The organism is Microbacterium lushaniae (assembly GCF_008727775.1).
In the GTDB taxonomy this organism is placed as follows: Bacteria; Actinomycetota; Actinomycetes; order Actinomycetales; family Microbacteriaceae; genus Microbacterium; species Microbacterium lushaniae.
Genome location: NZ_CP044232.1, coordinates 1,815,261 through 1,830,498 on the forward strand (window position 1 = coordinate 1,815,261; position 15,238 = coordinate 1,830,498).

The following is a 15,238-nucleotide window of genomic DNA, read 5'->3' on the forward strand; positions in this document are numbered from 1 at the left end:
GGTCAGCTGTACAGGGCCGTGAAGGCCGCTTCCCACTGGGGTGCGTCGGCGGGGCAGATGAACCCGGTGCCGAACACCATGATGCTCGCAAGCCCCTGGGTGGCGTCGGCGTCTCCACCGGAGATCTCGGCGATCAACGGCGAGCTGTCGATGTGCAGTCGCGCGGTGTCGACGTCGATCTCGTGGCCGTTGAGGATCGACGTCTCGCACGCATCCAGGGTCACGGCGAGGGCGACGCCGTCGTAGAACTCGTCCCACGTGCCGCCCTGAGACTCGACGTAGGCACGCTGCTGGTCGAGGAATTCCTGCTGCTCGGGCGTCTGCGGCGTCGGCAGCGAGCCGTCGACGGGCTGCCCCTGGGTCGCGAAGAACTCGTCGCGCTCGGCGAGGGCATCGGCGACGGGTGCCGACCCCGCGGCCGTCTCCTCCGGGGCCGGGGTCGTCTCCTCCGGCGCCGACTCCCTTGTGCTCGAGGGCTCTGGGCGGGGCTGGACGGCCGTGCACGCGGAGATTCCGAGGGTCGCAGCGGCGATCAGGACGAGAAGGCTGGCGGCACGCGCGCGGCGCGGCGGGGCGGTGGTCATGCCTTCACGCTACCGTCGCCGCGTGTCCCGCCCCGACGTTCCACAGGCCCAGCCCCGACCGGAGCGGCTCAGGCTGCCGGCCACGCGTCGGCGACGGCCTGACGAACCTCGCCGAGCAGCTGAGGCAGCGCCTTGGTCTTGGCGATGATCGGGAAGAAGTTCGCATCCGTCGCCCACCGCGGTACGACGTGCTGATGCAGGTGCGCGGCGACCCCGGCGCCGGCGACCGCACCCTGGTTCATGCCGATGTTGAACCCGTCGCATCGCGACACCGCCCGCAGCACGCGCATCGCGGTCTGCGTCATCGCGCCGATCTCGGCCACTTCGTCCGCCGTCGCCTCGTCGTAGGTCGCGATGTGGCGGTAGGGGCAGATGAGCAGGTGCCCGGAGTTGTACGGGAACAGGTTCAGCAGCGCATACGCGGTCTCGCCGCGCGCGACGATCAGGCCGTCTTCGTCGCTCTTGAGCGGTGCCTCATCGAAGGGGCACACCTCGCGCAGCGGCTCGGGGCCGGCCTGGATGTACGCCATGCGGTGCGGGGTCCACAGTCGCTGGAACTCGTCGGGCACGCCGGGCAGGTCGGCGGCGGCGATGAGCCGCGCGTCCTCCTCCGGCGCCTCGGTCACGCGAGGTCCTCCGCGGTGTTCACGAGTGCGTGCGTCGCGATGGCTTCGCGGATGCGGCGCACCGCGTCGTCCACTGGGACGCCGTTCTCCTGGCTGCCGTCGCGGAAGCGGAACGACACGGTGCCCGCTGCCCGGTCCTGCTCCCCCGCGATCAGCAGGAGCGGCACCTTCTGGGTGGTGTGCGTGCGGATCTTCTTCTGCATGCGGTCATCGCTGTGGTCGAGCTCGGCCCGCACGCCCTCCGTGCGGAGGCGATCCACGATGTCGCCGAGATAGTCGGCGAACTCGTCGGCCACCGGGATGCCGACGGCCTGGACCGGTGACAGCCACACCGGGAAGGCGCCGGCGTAGTGCTCGAGGAGGATCGCGAAGAAGCGCTCGACCGAGCCGAACAGAGCACGGTGGATCATGATCGGCCGGTGCTTCTCGCCGTCGGGTCCGGTGTACTCGAGCTCGAAGCGCTCGGGCAGGTTGACGTCGACCTGCACGGTGGACAGCTGCCACACCCGGCCGAGGGCGTCGCGCGTCTTGAGGTCGATCTTCGGGCCGTAGAAGGCTGCCTCGCCGGGCACCTCGGTGACCTTCAGACCGCTCGCGTGGGCGACGTGACGCAGGGCGTTGGTGGAGTACTCCCAGAACTCGTCCGAGCCGATCCACTTCGACTTCTCGTCGTCGCGCATCGACAGCTCGAGTTCGAAGTCGTCCAGGCCGAAGTCGCGCAGCATCGAGAGGACGAACTCCAGCACGCGCGTGGTCTCCGCCTCGAGCTGATCGGGGGTCACGAACAGGTGCGAATCGTCCTGGGTGAACCCGCGCACGCGGGTGAGCCCGTGCAGCGCGCCGGAGAGCTCGTTGCGGTACACCGTGCCGTTCTCGGCCAGGCGCATGGGCAGGTCGCGATAGCTGCGCGCACGCTCCTTGTAGATGAGGATGTGCATCGGGCAGTTCATGGGCTTGAGGTAGTAGTCCACGCCCTGCTTGGTGACTTCCCCCGCCGCGTCGCGCTCCTCGTCCAGGCGGATGGGCGGGAACATGCCCTCCTTGTAGGTCACGAGGTGGTTGGACTGCAGGAAGAGGTCCTGCTTGGAGATGTGCGGGGTGTACACGTACGTGTAGCCGCCCTCGATGTGGCGGCGACGCGCGTGCTGCTCCATCTCGCCCCGGACGACGCCGCCCTTGGGGTGCCACACCGACAGGCCGGAGCCGATCTCATCGGGGAAGGAGAACAGGTCGAGCTCCTTGCCGAGCTTGCGGTGGTCGCGCTTGCCGGCCTCCTCGAGGCGGTGCTGGTAGGCGCGCAGTTCGTCCTTCGTGGGCCACGCGGTGCCGTAGATGCGCTGCAGCTGCGGGTTCTTCTCGCTGCCGCGCCAGTAGGCGCCGGCGATGCGGGTGAGGTCCCACCCGTTGCCGATCATGCGGGTCCCGGGCACATGCGGGCCGCGGCACAGGTCTTTCCACACCGTCTCGCCGTCGCGGTTGACGTTGTCGTAGATGGTGAGCTCGCCCGCTCCCACCTCGACGTCGGCGCCCTCGGCGGCAGTCCCGCCCTTGAGGTCGATGAGTTCGAGCTTGAACGGCTCGTCGGCGAGCTCGGCGCGCGCCTCCTCGTCGGTGACGACGCGGCGGACGAATCGCTGGCCCTCGCGGACGATGCGCTCCATCTCCTTCTTGATGGCCTTGACATCCTCGGGCGTGAAAGGCTCTGCGACGCCGAAGTCGTAGTAGAACCCGTCGGTGATCGGCGGGCCGATGCCGAGGTTGGCCTGCGGGTTGATGCGCTGCACGGCCTGGGCGAGCACGTGCGCGGTCGAGTGCCGCAGGATCGACAGGCCGTCGGGGCTGTCGATGCGGACGGGCTCGACCGCATCCGCTTCCTGCACCGTGGTGGCGAGGTCTTTCAGCTCGCCGTTGACGCGGAGGGCGACGACCGAGCGGTCGGGGAACAGGGCGAAGCCGTCGGCCGGGTACGACACGTCCGACGGCGAGGCGACATCAGTCACGGGAACTCTCCTGGGGTGGCTCGGGATCTAGGCTACCGGGCCGCCCTCGAGTGGCCCGGCGCAAGGGTGTCTCAGCTTCGGGCGCCGCTGCGCCCCGCCCGCTCAGGCGCCGAGCGTTCGCGCCGGAGGGCGCACGGATGCCGCGGCATGAGGGCTGCGCAGCATCCGGAGTTCCATGGCGCGAGTCTACCGCCGCGGCACGGAATGATGGAGCGGTGAGGCTGGGGCTGGCAGGCGGCGCACTGTGCGTCATCGGAGGCGTCGCCGTGCTCGCCGGGGTGCTGCCGCCCTCCGAGCTCGCGACCATCGCGGAGCGCGTGTGGCCGGTGCTGCTGTTCGTGGTCGCCGCCACGATCGTGGCGGAGCTGGCAGCCGCGGCCGGGCTGTTCGACCTCGTGGCGGAGCGCCTCGCCCGCGCGGCACGAGGGCGGACGTGGCTGCTGTGGCTGCTGGTGCTCGGCCTCGCCACCGTGACGACGGCCTTCCTCTCCCTCGACACCACCGCGGTGCTGCTGACCCCGGTGGTCGTGACGATGGCCCGGCAGCACCGGCTCGATCCGCTGCCGTTCGCCTTCGTGACCGTCGTGCTGGCCAACACCGCATCGCTCGTGCTGCCGGTGTCCAACCTCACCAACCTGCTCGCGGCGGAGCGGGCCGGCGTGACGGATCCATGGCGGTTCCTGACGCTCCTGGGGCCGTCGGCTGCCATCGCGATCGTGGTCTCGGCGGTCGTGCTCACGGTCGTCTTCCTCCCGCGCCTCCCCCGCCGCCACGAACCCGCGGCGCCGCCGGAGGTCTCCGATCCGGTGCTGCTGCGGGTGGCCGGCGTCGTGGTGGCCGTTCTCCTGCCGCTGCTCGTGATCGGCATCGCGCCATGGATCCCGGCGCTGGCGGCAGCCGCAGTCCTGGGCGCGGCTTTCCTGTGGCGCGCCCCGCGCGCGATCCGGCCCACCGTCGTCCCGTGGTCGCTGCTGCTGTTCGCAGGCGGCCTGTTCGTCGTGGTCGGTGCGGCCGAGCAGCTGGGCCTCGGTGTCCTGACGGCTGCTCTGGTGGGCCACGAGAGCGTGTGGCAGGTCGCCGGAGCGGGCCTCGTCGCCGCCAACGCGGTGAACAACCTGCCCGCCTTCCTCGCGCTGGAATCGGCTGCCGGCGGCGGAGAGCGTCTGGCGGCGCTCCTGGTCGGCGTGAATGCCGGACCGCTCCTGACACCGTGGGCGTCGCTGGCGACGCTCCTGTGGTTCGGGCGGCTGAAGGCCATGGGCGTGGAGGTCCGGTGGACGCGATTCGTCGTCCTCGGGCTGGTCGTCGCCCCGCTCACCGTCGCGGCGGCCGTGCTGCCGCTGGCGCTCTGACCACGCGGCACGACACCGCTCGAAGACCGGTGCGCCGCCGCTCCACGACGGTGCGCCGTCCGAAGGAACGGCGAAGGGGCGCCACCGTTGCCGATGACGCCCCTTCGTGTGGGATCAGGAGCAGATCTCAGCCATCTCCGTGGCCGATGCCTGCAGCTCCGTCGCGCTGGCCTGCAGCGCCGTCACCTGCTCCTGCGTCGGGGTGCCCGACTGGATGGCCACGAGCTGGTCGCTCAGCGACGCGAACTGGGTCTGGAACGTGGTGATCGCCGTCTCGACCTCGGGGTTGGTGATCTCCTCCACCGCCCCGGTCAGCTGAACGTTCACCTTCTCCATCGCGGAGGTCACGATGGCGGCATCCGTGGGATTCGCCATCGCGTCGTTCAGGTCACCCTGCACCGACGAGACCGCCTCGTTGGCGATCGCGCACGCTTCCTCGACGCTCTGGTCCTCCTCGGCCGGCTCCGATGCCTCGGTCGTCGGCTCCTGGCTGCTCGAGCCGGAACCGGTGGATTCCTTGTCGCTGGCCGTGTCGGCCGGGCCGGCGCATCCGGTCAGGGCGAACAGTCCCGCAGCAGCGAGGACGGCAAGGGTGGGAATCATGGGCTTTCGCATCGGTGGTCTTTCGTCGTCGTCGGGTGGCGCGCAGGCGCGCGCCAGTCTGACTCTGCCAGAATCCGGGACCGCTCACGATTCCACTTGCGCCGCGCCCGGAGGTTCGCTATCGGGCATAGCCGAGTCATAGGAAGTGTCGGACTCCCCCGAGGCCTCGGACGCTCAGCGGGAAGTGTCGCGGTCCACGGCCGAGGCCCACACCCACGTGCGGACTTCCCTCTCGCCCACCCGGAACCGGATGCCGATGGCCCGCGGCGTCCAGCGCAGGGCCTCGGCATCCACCCGCACGGGAGTCTCCCCGAAACGCACCCACGCCCGCACCGGCTCGGGGATCGGCGTGATGGTCAGCGGATGCCGGTCGAGCTCGAGTTCACCCGGTGTCAGCGTCTGCAGCGGGCCGTCGTGCGACACGCGCTCGAGGATGCGGTCATCCATCCGCGCATCGACGCGATGCGCGTACCTCCGATTCGTGCCCACGGCCGGTGCCTCCTTCCGGCCGCCTCAGACGATAGCCGGTGGCCCCGACACGGCCCCGGGCCGGTGGGGGTGGTCACAGGTACGGTCGGCGCATGGCGGAGCGCGTGGAGCTGTGGTGGGCGCGCCGGCAGTTCTCCAAAGGTGCCGACGTACCGTACCCGGTCGGCACGTACCGGGAGGCGTGGGCACCCTTCCCGGTGCTCATCCGTCAGTACCATCCGGACGTGAATGCCGGCATCACCCTCACGCAGATCCCGCCGGCGGCCGACGTGCTGCTGTGCTGGGAGTGCGATGCGGGTCATCGTTTCGCCGCCACCCCGATGGAGCAGCGCAACCGCCCGGGGCGCGAACGCCGGCGTTCTGCGTGGTGTCCCGAATGCGCCGCCCTCGCCCAGCCTCCACGGCTGCGCACGCCCGACTCCCCCGCCCGCGCGCCGCGCCCCAAACGACAGCTGTGCCCGAAGACCCCATCCGTCGCCCGCGGTGAAGCGTTCGTGAGCGCGTGCGCCCCGAAGCCGGCCTCCGCCGTCGAAGCCCGCCTCCGCAGCGACCTGTTCGAGCGGCTCTCCGTCACCGCCGACCGCAACGCGCTGCGGACGAGCCGCCCGTTCTTCGATCACCTGGAGGTGTGGCCCGACATCCTGCTTCCCGAGCTGCGGATCGCCGTCGAGTACGACAGCACCGGCCGGCACGGCCTCGAGCACGTCGGCAAACGCGAGCAGGCCGACATCCGGAAGGACCGACTGCTGCGCGCGACCGGTTGGGAAGTGGTCCGCATCCGCACCGGGAAGCTGGAGAAGCTCGGTCCGCATGATCTGCAGCTGAGCACCCTCGGCCGGCCGGCGGTGGCGCGTCTGATCGACGCGTTCCGCGACATCCGCGGCGCCCTCGTGGTCGGCGCCTACCTACGCTGACTACCGAAAACAGGAGAATCGCCCGAATCAGGATCTCTGCCGCCCCACGGGGCCTGATCTGGGCGATATTCCTGTTCTGGGGTCAGTTTCCGCCGTTGCGCCGTGCGTACAGCTTCAGCTCGTCCGCCGTGAAGTAGTTCTGCGTCTGCGGGGTGATCAGCACCAGGTACCTCTCCCGCTTGTGGTCGATCCAGATGACGGTTCCGACGTTGCCGGTCATCCTGGATCCGGTGGCCTGGACGGTGTCGCCGACCTTGAATTCATTCACGTGCTTCTCCTTCGGGTTTCGGGGGCATGAGGGTGGTTGGTGCCGGATCGGACGACGTCACGAGGTGGCGAGCCCCACGATCACCGGGAGCACGAAAGCGACCGCGTTGTTCGTGCCGTGGAGGACGACGCTCGGCCAGATCGAGCCGGACGCGCGGTACAGCAGCGCCGTGAGAACCCCGACGACGAACGCGACCGGCAGAACGGTGTTGATGCCGTGGGCGATCGCGAAGACGGCCGCGCTCCCGAGGATCCCCACCCACGCGCCGTATCGCGCGAGGAGAGCGTTGGCCACCACACCACGGAAGAAGCTCTCTTCCCCGACAGGGGTCAGGATCGCCCCGGCGATCAGGCCGAGAACCAGTGACCACCACCCTCCCGATGCGGCAGCCTGGTAGCTCGTCTGAATGTTCTCCGCGTCGGAGGTGACGGCGGTGTAGATGACGGCGGCGACGACCCCCAGCACGTACGCAGCCACACCCAGCACCGCACCGATCGCCAGATGGCGTGGCCTGGCCCGGCGGAAGCCGAACGCCGAAAGACCGCGGATGCGGATCAGCACCGCGACCGCGAGAGCCACGAGCCCCATCACCCCCGATGCGAGCAGTCCCACGACCCCGGCGACGGCAGGGTCCGCCACCCCGGGGAGCAGCCACACGACCAGAACGATCATCAGGCCGTATGCCGCTCCGCCTGCCAGCATCTCCGGCCAACCCGGCGCGGTCGGCGTGGCGCGTCTGGGCGCGGTGACGTTGTGCGATGCATCCATGAGGGTTCTCCTTTCGCGCTGCGGCGGCTACTTGGCCAGGAAGCCGGTCAGGGCCTGGTTCACTTCGTCGGCATGCGTCCACAGCAGCCCGTGGGGAGCGGCCTCGATCTCCACGTAGTCGGCTGCCGGCACCGCCTGGCGGAAGCGGCGGGCCGTCGCGTCGATCGGGAGGATGTCGTCCTTCGTGCCGTGCAGGATGAGCGTGGGCTTGCCCGCCGCGCGCACGACCTCGAGATCGTCACGGAAGTCCTCGATCCACGACGACACGACCGCGTAGGCGGCGACGGGTGCGCTCCCGGCCGCGACGTTCTGGCTCGCGGTCACGGCCTGCGCGCTGATGCGGGATCCGAGGTTCTCATCGAGGTTGTAGAAGTCGTTGAAGAAGTCGGTGAACCAGGCGAAGCGGTCTTCCTTGGCCGCGGCTTCGATGCCGTCGAAGACCGCCTGAGGCACGCCCTCGGGGTTGTCATCTCGCTGCACGAGGAAGGGCTGGAGCGAGGCGAGGAAGGCGAGCTTGGCGACGCGCTCGTGTCCGTAGCGGCCGACGTAGCGGGCGAGTTCTCCGGTGCCCATCGAGAATCCGACCAGCACGACATCGCGCAGGTCGAGCGTTTCGAGCAGAGTGTTGAGGTCGGCCGCGAAGGTGTCGTAGTCGTAGCCGGTGCTCACCTTGGATGACTGGCCGAATCCGCGGCGATCGTACGTGATGACACGGTAGCCCTGGGCGAGCAGTTCGCGGGTCTGACGTTCCCAGCTATGCCCGTCGAGCGGATAGCCGTGGATCAGGACGACAGGCTGGCCGGCTCCCTGATCTTCGTAGTACAACTCGATCGGGGCGCTGTTCTCGTTTCCGACGGTGAGGTATCCCATGATGCTCGTCCTTTTTCGATCCCGGCGGCCGAGTGCCGCCCAAGCCGCAAGGACACACCGTGTTGTCGGAACCGGGTCAAGTGCTTCCTGCCTCGGGTGTGCGTGAGCGACGCGGCGAGCTGCACGGGTGCCTTCTGCGGGAGTTGACCCTGTGCCGAGAACATGTGGTGTCGTCTGGGAACAGCGGCAACGGAATCGATCAATACACGGAGGAGGAGTCACATGCGTCCAGCGGTGGACAAGGTCATGCCTGAGGCGTGGAAGGCGGTCGTGGCGTTCTCGTCGGTGATCCGCGAGGGTGCGGTGCAGCAGGGCGTCTCGGCGCAGGAGTCGGAACTGATCAAGGTGCGTGCCTCGCAGCTGAACGGGTGCTCTTTCTGCCTCGACCTGCATTCGCGCGAGGCGAGACAGGCCGGCATGCCGCAGCAGAAGCTGGACGTGTTGCCGGCCTGGCGCGAGAGCGGCATCTTCAGCGAGCGAGAGCGTGCCGTGCTCGCCATAGCCGAGGCGACCACGCAGCTGCCGTTGTCCGAGGGGTCGGGCGACGAACTGTCTGGCGCCCTCGCTGTTCTCGGCGAGTCGACGTTCGTGGCGGCCGAATGGGTGGCGATCGCGATCAATGCGTTCAACCGCATCTCCGTCCTCAGCGGGCATCCGGTCCGCCCCCGGGACTCCGACGGGAAACTCGTCCGGTGACGCGCTCCGGCGCCGCTACAACGGGGCGACTCGGGGCCATACGTACAGCGAGCGTCGGAGATGAAGCCGTCCACCTCATCCGCCCGACCCTCTGCTGCGGGTGACGAGCGACTCCGGATCGACGAAGGAGACGTCGTGGCCGTCCGCGGTGAGGCGGCGTGCGAGTTCGAGGAGCATGCGCCGTGCCACATCGTCGATCGAGGAGACGCGCGCGAGATCCAGGACCACCGTGCGCTGCAGAGGCGGGTCGGCGACGAACTCCCGCACGATGCGCTCGGCTCCCGCGAAGCGGATCCCGCCCTGCACCTGCAGGATGCGCACCGCGGCCGACCCGTGACCGCGGATGTGGTTGGAGCGGACGACGGCCTGAGCGGCGGGCGGGACATCCATCACGTGCAGACCCATATCGGTGGTGAACCGTTCGAACAGGGACACGCCGCGGGCGCTGTTGCCGTGTTCGTCCAGTCGCGGTGAGAAGGTCGCGATGCCGAGTTGACCGGGTAACGCACCGATCAACCCGCCGGACACGCCGCTCTTGGCGGGTATGCCGACCTGGGTCGCCCAATCCCCCGCCGCGTCATACATCCCGCACGTGGCCATGACGCTGAGGACCTGACGCACCACTGCCGCGTCCACCACCCGTTCGGCGGTGACGGGGTTCACTCCGCCATTGGCGAGAGTCCCGGCCATGACGGCCAGGTCGCGCGGGGTGACGAGCACCGAGCATTGGCGGATGTAGCCATCGACGACTGCCCGGGGATCCTCGGTGAGGATGCCGTGACTGCGCAGCATGTGCGCGATCGCGAGGTTTCGGTGCGCATTGTCCATCTCGGAGGCACACATCGCCTCGTCGATCCGGAGCGGCCGGCCGGCGAACGCCGACAGTCCGGAAACGATCCGTTCGACGCGGGCACCGGGCTCGGGATCGTCCGCCCCAGCGAGTGAGTGCACGGTGATCGCACCGGCGTTGATCATGGGGTTGCGGGGGCGCCCCGTGCCGGTCTCGAGGGAGATCTCGTTGAAGGCCTCCCCGGAGGGCTCCACTCCGACCTTGTCCAGGACAGCGGGGAAGCCGCGGTCTGAGAGTGCGAGCGCGTAGGCGAAGGGCTTGGAAACGGATTGGATCGTGAACGCCGCGTCGATGTCTCCCGCGCCGTAGACCTCGCCGTCGACGGTGGCGAAGGCTGCGGCGAGTCGGTCAGGATCCGCGCTGGCCAGTTCGGGGATGTAGCCCGCCAGCTCACCGGAGGTGTCCGATGCGACGTCGGCGAGCACGTCGGCGAGATAGTCGGGGACGAGCGAGCGCATCCATCCTCCTCTCGTGCGAGCGAAGGTCTCTTCGCGCCCGAACAGCCTCCACCGTGTTGCCGGAACACGGTCAACAGGTCGGCGCCGGGCTTGAGGCGAGGGGGCCTCGCGCTGTTTGCCCGAAATCAGGAGAATCGCCCAAATCAGGACGCCTGCGGTCCCACGAAGCCTGATCCGGGCGATCTTCCTGATTCGGAGATGCATGCGGCACGCATGAGCCGCGGGCGCCCGGGAACGAGAAAACCCCCGGCGAACCGGGGGTCTCAAGGTGGTGCGCGATACTGGGATCGAACCAGTGACCTCTTCCGTGTCAGGGAAGCGCGCTACCGCTGCGCCAATCGCGCCTGAAAGGCTATTCGTTTGTTGAGTGGAGGTGGCGACGGGATTCGAACCCGTGTAAACGGCTTTGCAGGCCGGTGCCTAGCCGCTCGGCCACGCCACCGTGTGTGGTTCGACCCACGTGTCGCGATCGGCTTTCGGGTTTCCCCGGGTGGCGATCCACTCGAGCGGATGACGAGACTCGAACTCGCGACCCCAACCTTGGCAAGGTTGTGCGCTACCAACTGCGCTACATCCGCGTGACCCGGTCACCCGGGCACTTGATCGACTTTAGCCGATCCTGAGCCCACGCGCCAAACCGGCGCACCCCGCGCGTGTCCCGCCGGCGCGGTTCGATCACCGTGGCTGCATCCGCTAGGATCGTGGAGGTCCTGCAGAGGACCGCACGGGCGATTGGCGCAGTTGGTAGCGCGCTTCCTTCACACGGAAGAGGTCATCAGTTCGAGTCTGGTATCGCCCACGTGAAGCCCCTGATCATTCAGGGGCTTTCGTGTTTTCTGCAGCCGCGGCGCTCACTCCCAGCGGAAGAGTGCGGCGGCGACACCGGCCCCCACGACGACGGTCACGCCGAGGCTCACCAGCGACGCGGCATCCACGGCGCTGCCCGCCCACGCCGCCGAGATCGCATCCACCGCCGCTCCGAAGGGCAGCCACCCGCCCAGTTCGGCGAGCGGTTCGGGAAGCGCCTGGCGACCGCCGAACATGCCGCCGAGGGCGGCGAGCCCGAGAAAGGCCGCCAGGCCGATGGCCACGGCGGAGTTGGGCGTGGGCGCCACAGCGGCGACAACCATGCCCACGCTGTACATCGCGGCCATGGTCAGCCCGATGACGGCGACGGTGACGCCGAGGTGGCGCGGCGGGTGGGCACCGAAGGCGAGGAAGGCGACTCCCAGGGCCAGAGCGGTGCCCATGAGGGTCTGCAGGATGCTGACGACGGCCTGCGCGATGAGCACCATGGCCGGGGAGGCCGGCGTCACCGCGAGCCGGCGCAGGATCCCGGAGCGCCGGTAGTAGGCGAGGAAGCTCGGCATGTTCACGATGCCGATGGTCGCGATCACCATCACGAGCACGAGGGGCAGCACGAAGAGATCGAGGGCCGTGAAGCCGTTGCCCAGTTCCTGGCTGCCCGCAGCTCCCGCGCTGGTGAGGAGGATGATCAGCGGCACCCCCAAGGGCACGATCAGTCCCGCGGTATCGCGGGCGACCATCTTCCCCTCGCACGCGATGAGGATCAGCATCGACCGGAGCCCCGGCCGGTGTGCGGAGATCACGGCGCTCATGCGGCATCCTCCAGGTCTTTGCCCGTCAGTGCGACGAAGGCGTCGTCCAACGATCCGGTTCCCGCGAGGTCGATGAGATCCTGCGGTGTCCCCAGCGCCCGCAGTCGGCCGGCATCGAGCAGTGCCACGCGGTCGCACAGCCGCTCGACCTCCTCCATGGCGTGGCTCACGAGCAGGATCGTCACGCCGTCGCGCTTGAGCTGCTCGATCGTGCTCCAGATTCGACGCCTGCCCTGCGGATCAAGTCCCGTCGTCAGCTCGTCCAGGATCAGCACGCGCGGGCGCCCGGCCAGGGCGAGCGCGATCGAGAGGCGCTGCTGCTGACCGCCGGAGAGCTTCTCGAACGGCGTGCGGCGATGCTCGCCCAGGCCTACCATCTCGATGAGTTCGTCGGCCGGTCGCGGCCGGGGGTAAAAGCTCCGGTACAGCTTCACCAGCTCCTCCACGCGCAGCGCTCCGTGCAGGTACGCCTCCTGCAGCTGCACCCCGAGCACCTGCCGCACCTGCGCGCGGTCGCGTCGGGGGTCGAGCCCGAGCACACGGACACGCCCCCGATCCGGTGCACGAAGCCCCGCGATCATCTCGACGGTCGTGGTCTTTCCCGCCCCGTTGGCGCCGAGGATCCCGACGGTCTCCCCCTGCGCCACCCGCAGGCTCAGGTCGGCGACGGCCACTTTGCGCCGATATGTCTTCGTCAGGCCCTCGACGCGGATCGCCGGTTCAGCTGTCGTCATGACTCCACGCTAGGAAGCGGTCACCGCACGCCTCGCGTGCGGGAAGTCACCCTTGTGCGCCATGACTTTCGGCAGGGATGGGACGCCCGGGCGCCGCTCTATGGTGGGAGGGTGCGGCGGCTCGGGACGGAAGCAGGGGCGGGCCTGGCCATGCTCGTCGTCTCAGTGGGCGTGGCCGCACCCACGCTGTTCGGGGCGGGCGACCCGGCGATCCCCCGCGGCTGGTGGATCGCGTTGTTCGCCCTCTTCCTGACAGCGCTGCTGACAGCAACGATGGTCCGCTCCCCCGCAATCGTGGGGCACGGCGCATACGCGGTGGCGGTCGTTAGCGTGTGGGTGGCGGTGCTCACCGCCCGCAACACCGGGCTTCTGCTGATCCTGCTCGTGGTCACGGCCGCGACGAGCGTGTACCTGTTCCCGCTGTGGGTGGGACTGACGGTGGCCGTCCTGAACACGGCCGTCGTGCTCGCCGTGACCCTCCCGGGCTCCGCCAACCCCACCGAGCCGGCCCTCGTCACCGGGTTCTACCTGCTGATCCAGGTCGCCACGGTGCTCAGCAGTGCCACCCTCATCCGGGAGCGGCGGATGCGGCGCGAGCTCGCTGCCGCCCACGTCGAACTGCAGGCGGCCAGCATCCTGCTCTCGGAGTCGGCGCGCACGGCCGAACGGCTGCGCATCTCGCGCGACCTCCACGATCTGCTCGGTCATCAGCTGACCCTGCTGACGCTGGAACTGGAGACCGCCCGTCACGTCGACGCGATCGCGGCGCGGGCGCACCTGGACCGCGCCGACCGCGTCGCGCGCGACCTGCTGCGCGACGTCCGCGCCACCGTGGGCCAGTTGCGCACCGAGGCTCCCGACCTGGAAACCGCCCTCCGACAGATCACCGCGGCGGTGCCAGGGCTCGCCGTCTCGCTGGCGGTGTCGCCAGGGGTGCGCATCGGCGAGGAGCAGCGCGTGGCGCTCATCCGGGCCGCGCAGGAGATCGTCACGAACACCCTCCGCCACGCCGAAGCGACCAAGCTGCGGATCGAGGTCACGTCGGAGGACGATGTCATCACCCTCCGTGCCGAAGACGACGGATGCGGCACCGCCGACGTGGTCCTGGGCAACGGGCTGTCGGGACTCCGCGAACGCGTGGTGGCCCTCGGTGGCGAGATCGCCTTCGACGGGCGGGCCGGCTTCGCCGTCGTGGCCAGGGTGCCGGCGACATGACGCGCGTGGTCATCGTCGACGACCAGGCGCTCATCCGGCAGGGCATCGGCGGGCTGCTCGCCGTCGCCGGCATCGAGGTGGTCGGTGAGGCGGGCGACGGAAGCGCCGCGATCGGGATCATCCTCGACGCCTGCCCCGACGTGGTCCTGCTGGACATGCGGATGCCGCAGTACGACGGCGTGTGGACCCTGCAGGAGCTGCAGCGGCGTGACATCGACGTGCCGGTGCTCGTTCTCACCACCTTCGACGACGACGTGCTCGTCCTCGACGCCCTGCGCGCGGGAGCACGGGGCTACCTGCTGAAGGACGTCACGCTCGACCAGCTCACCTCCGCCGTGCAGATCCTCGCCGACGGCGGCACGCTCATCGCCCCGGCGCTGACCGACCGCATGCTCCGTGCGCTCCGGTCGGGGCCGTCACCGGCCGGATCCGACGCCCCTCCCGCGCAGCGGCTGACCGATCGGGAACGCGAGGTGCTCCGGCTCGTCGCATCCGGCTACGCCAACCGGGAGGTCGCCGAGGCGTTGTTCCTGGCGGAAGGCACGGTGAAGAACCATCTGTCCGCGATCCTCACCAAGCTCGGCGCCCGCGACCGCACGAACGCGGTGCTCCGCGCGCTCCACGAGGGACTCCTGAGCTGATCAGCGGCCGGTGCGCCATCCGTAGCGCTGCTGCAGCGCGTCGGACACCCGTGCGAAGCGGACGGCGTCGAGGGCGGATGCCTCTCGGCGCATGCCCCGGTCGTGCACGCTGTAGAGCTGGTGGAGGTCGACCCACGACGGTCGGCGCCGGCTGTCCCACTCCCCCGGGCCCAGCGCCACGTGGTCGGCCGAACCCGGATGCGGCGTGCTGGTCAGCCGCACGGCGTAGACGCGGTCGCGGCTCTGCCGCGCGATGACAAGCACCGGCCGGTCCTTCCCGCGGCCGTCCCGCTCTTCATACGGCACCCACGTCCACACGATCTCGCCGGCATCCGGTGCACCGTCCGCATCCGGCGCGTAGGTCATCACGACGCCGCGCCGACCCGGCGGGGTCACCTGCACCGTGGCCGTCGCGCCCGAGCGGCCGGGATCGGAATCCGCCGGCACCGCGCTCCTCCGGGCGGGCCGCAGGAGGCGCGTGAGGGCGGAGACGAGGCGGGACGGCACCGCCCCACCCTAGCGAGCGCCCACGCGCACGAGAGGGCCCCGCG

17 protein-coding genes and 4 tRNA genes are annotated in these 15,238 nt (G+C 69.7%); 6 read left to right on the plus strand and 15 right to left on the minus strand.

Translation table 11 applies throughout. From position 1 onward, the window contains the following. Window positions 1-2: 2 nt before the first annotated feature. The 3 genes from F6J85_RS08565 to thrS all read right to left on the minus strand — a co-directional run bounded on the left by F6J85_RS08565 (window position 3) and on the right by thrS (window position 3,210). A complete protein-coding gene (locus tag F6J85_RS08565; RefSeq protein WP_150924636.1) occupies window positions 3-584 on the minus strand; it encodes a hypothetical protein in 582 nt (193 codons plus the stop codon). 68 nt (window positions 585-652) lie between these two features. Then, on the minus strand, window positions 653-1,210 hold the full coding sequence (locus F6J85_RS08570) for an HIT family protein (protein WP_238707102.1): 558 nt from the start codon (window positions 1,208-1,210) through the stop codon (window positions 653-655). Further along, window positions 1,207-3,210: a threonine--tRNA ligase gene (gene thrS / locus F6J85_RS08575; protein ID WP_150924637.1), complete on the minus strand. Its 2,004-nt coding sequence runs from the start codon at window positions 3,208-3,210 to the stop codon at window positions 1,207-1,209. Before thrS ends, F6J85_RS08570 begins: the two co-directional genes overlap by 4 nt. 215 nt (window positions 3,211-3,425) lie before the next feature. On the opposite strand from thrS, the gene F6J85_RS08580 reads away from it, so the two are divergent. After that, entirely contained in the window at window positions 3,426-4,562 is a 1,137-nt protein-coding gene (locus tag F6J85_RS08580) for an SLC13 family permease (protein ID WP_238707103.1), read from the plus strand. 114 nt (window positions 4,563-4,676) lie between these two features. On the opposite strand, the gene F6J85_RS08585 is transcribed toward F6J85_RS08580, so the two are convergent. After that, a complete protein-coding gene (locus F6J85_RS08585) occupies window positions 4,677-5,165 on the minus strand; it encodes a hypothetical protein (RefSeq protein ID WP_150924639.1) in 489 nt (162 codons plus the stop codon). A 174-nt stretch (window positions 5,166-5,339) separates the two neighbouring features. Then, entirely contained in the window at window positions 5,340-5,654 is a 315-nt protein-coding gene (locus tag F6J85_RS08590; RefSeq protein WP_150924640.1) for a hypothetical protein, read from the minus strand. A gap of 92 nt (window positions 5,655-5,746) precedes the next feature. On the opposite strand from F6J85_RS08590, the gene F6J85_RS08595 reads away from it, so the two are divergent. After that, window positions 5,747-6,568 (plus strand): zinc-ribbon domain-containing protein, encoded by an 822-nt coding sequence (locus tag F6J85_RS08595; RefSeq protein ID WP_150924641.1) that lies wholly within the window; start codon window positions 5,747-5,749, stop codon window positions 6,566-6,568. An 82-nt stretch (window positions 6,569-6,650) separates the two neighbouring features. On the opposite strand, the gene F6J85_RS08600 is transcribed toward F6J85_RS08595, so the two are convergent. Genes F6J85_RS08600 through F6J85_RS08610 form a run of 3 tightly spaced genes read right to left on the minus strand, consistent with a single transcriptional unit; the run spans window position 6,651 to window position 8,474 of the window. After that, complete coding sequence (locus F6J85_RS08600; RefSeq protein ID WP_150924642.1) at window positions 6,651-6,836, minus strand: KOW domain-containing RNA-binding protein; 186 nt, start codon at window positions 6,834-6,836, stop codon at window positions 6,651-6,653. A 57-nt stretch (window positions 6,837-6,893) separates the two neighbouring features. Then, window positions 6,894-7,604 carry a CPBP family intramembrane glutamic endopeptidase gene (locus tag F6J85_RS08605; protein ID WP_150924643.1) on the minus strand — a complete coding sequence of 237 codons (711 nt, stop codon included), beginning with the start codon at window positions 7,602-7,604 and terminating at the stop codon, window positions 6,894-6,896. A gap of 27 nt (window positions 7,605-7,631) precedes the next feature. Beyond that, a complete protein-coding gene (locus tag F6J85_RS08610) occupies window positions 7,632-8,474 on the minus strand; it encodes an alpha/beta fold hydrolase (protein WP_150924644.1) in 843 nt (280 codons plus the stop codon). 270 nt (window positions 8,475-8,744) lie between these two features. Between F6J85_RS08610 and F6J85_RS08615 the strand changes: the two genes are divergently transcribed. Beyond that, entirely contained in the window at window positions 8,745-9,170 is a 426-nt protein-coding gene (locus F6J85_RS08615) for a carboxymuconolactone decarboxylase family protein (RefSeq protein WP_238707104.1), read from the plus strand. A gap of 75 nt (window positions 9,171-9,245) precedes the next feature. On the opposite strand, the gene F6J85_RS08620 is transcribed toward F6J85_RS08615, so the two are convergent. The 4 genes from F6J85_RS08620 to F6J85_RS08635 all read right to left on the minus strand — a co-directional run bounded on the left by F6J85_RS08620 (window position 9,246) and on the right by F6J85_RS08635 (window position 11,056). Continuing rightward, the gene (locus F6J85_RS08620; protein WP_150924646.1) at window positions 9,246-10,478 is read right to left on the minus strand and encodes a glutaminase; all 1,233 of its coding nucleotides are present in this window, start codon (window positions 10,476-10,478) and stop codon (window positions 9,246-9,248) included. 269 nt (window positions 10,479-10,747) lie between these two features. Next, window positions 10,748-10,822 (minus strand) — tRNA-Val (locus tag F6J85_RS08625). Between the two features lie 24 nt (window positions 10,823-10,846). Further along, window positions 10,847-10,920, minus strand: a tRNA-Cys gene (locus F6J85_RS08630). A 63-nt stretch (window positions 10,921-10,983) separates the two neighbouring features. Further along, a tRNA-Gly gene (locus F6J85_RS08635) sits at window positions 10,984-11,056 on the minus strand. Window positions 11,057-11,204: 148 nt separating this feature from the next. On the opposite strand from F6J85_RS08635, the gene F6J85_RS08640 reads away from it, so the two are divergent. Continuing rightward, a tRNA-Val gene (locus tag F6J85_RS08640) sits at window positions 11,205-11,277 on the plus strand. Between the two features lie 52 nt (window positions 11,278-11,329). Here F6J85_RS08640 and F6J85_RS08645 read toward each other — a convergent pair. Continuing rightward, window positions 11,330-12,097 (minus strand): ABC transporter permease, encoded by a 768-nt coding sequence (locus tag F6J85_RS08645; protein ID WP_150924647.1) that lies wholly within the window; start codon window positions 12,095-12,097, stop codon window positions 11,330-11,332. Further along, window positions 12,094-12,831, minus strand: coding sequence for an ABC transporter ATP-binding protein (locus F6J85_RS08650; RefSeq protein ID WP_150924648.1), 738 nt, complete (start codon window positions 12,829-12,831; stop codon window positions 12,094-12,096). Before F6J85_RS08650 ends, F6J85_RS08645 begins: the two co-directional genes overlap by 4 nt. A gap of 111 nt (window positions 12,832-12,942) precedes the next feature. On the opposite strand from F6J85_RS08650, the gene F6J85_RS08655 reads away from it, so the two are divergent. Together F6J85_RS08655 and F6J85_RS08660 are read left to right on the plus strand one after the other, a co-directional pair. Further along, complete coding sequence (locus F6J85_RS08655) at window positions 12,943-14,046, plus strand: sensor histidine kinase (protein ID WP_238706899.1); 1,104 nt, start codon at window positions 12,943-12,945, stop codon at window positions 14,044-14,046. Continuing rightward, entirely contained in the window at window positions 14,043-14,687 is a 645-nt protein-coding gene (locus F6J85_RS08660) for a response regulator (protein ID WP_150924649.1), read from the plus strand. The genes F6J85_RS08655 and F6J85_RS08660 overlap by 4 nt, the downstream gene beginning before the upstream one ends. On the opposite strand, the gene F6J85_RS08665 is transcribed toward F6J85_RS08660, so the two are convergent. Continuing rightward, a complete protein-coding gene (locus F6J85_RS08665; protein WP_150924650.1) occupies window positions 14,688-15,194 on the minus strand; it encodes a type II toxin-antitoxin system PemK/MazF family toxin in 507 nt (168 codons plus the stop codon). Window positions 15,195-15,238 lie beyond the last annotated feature (44 nt).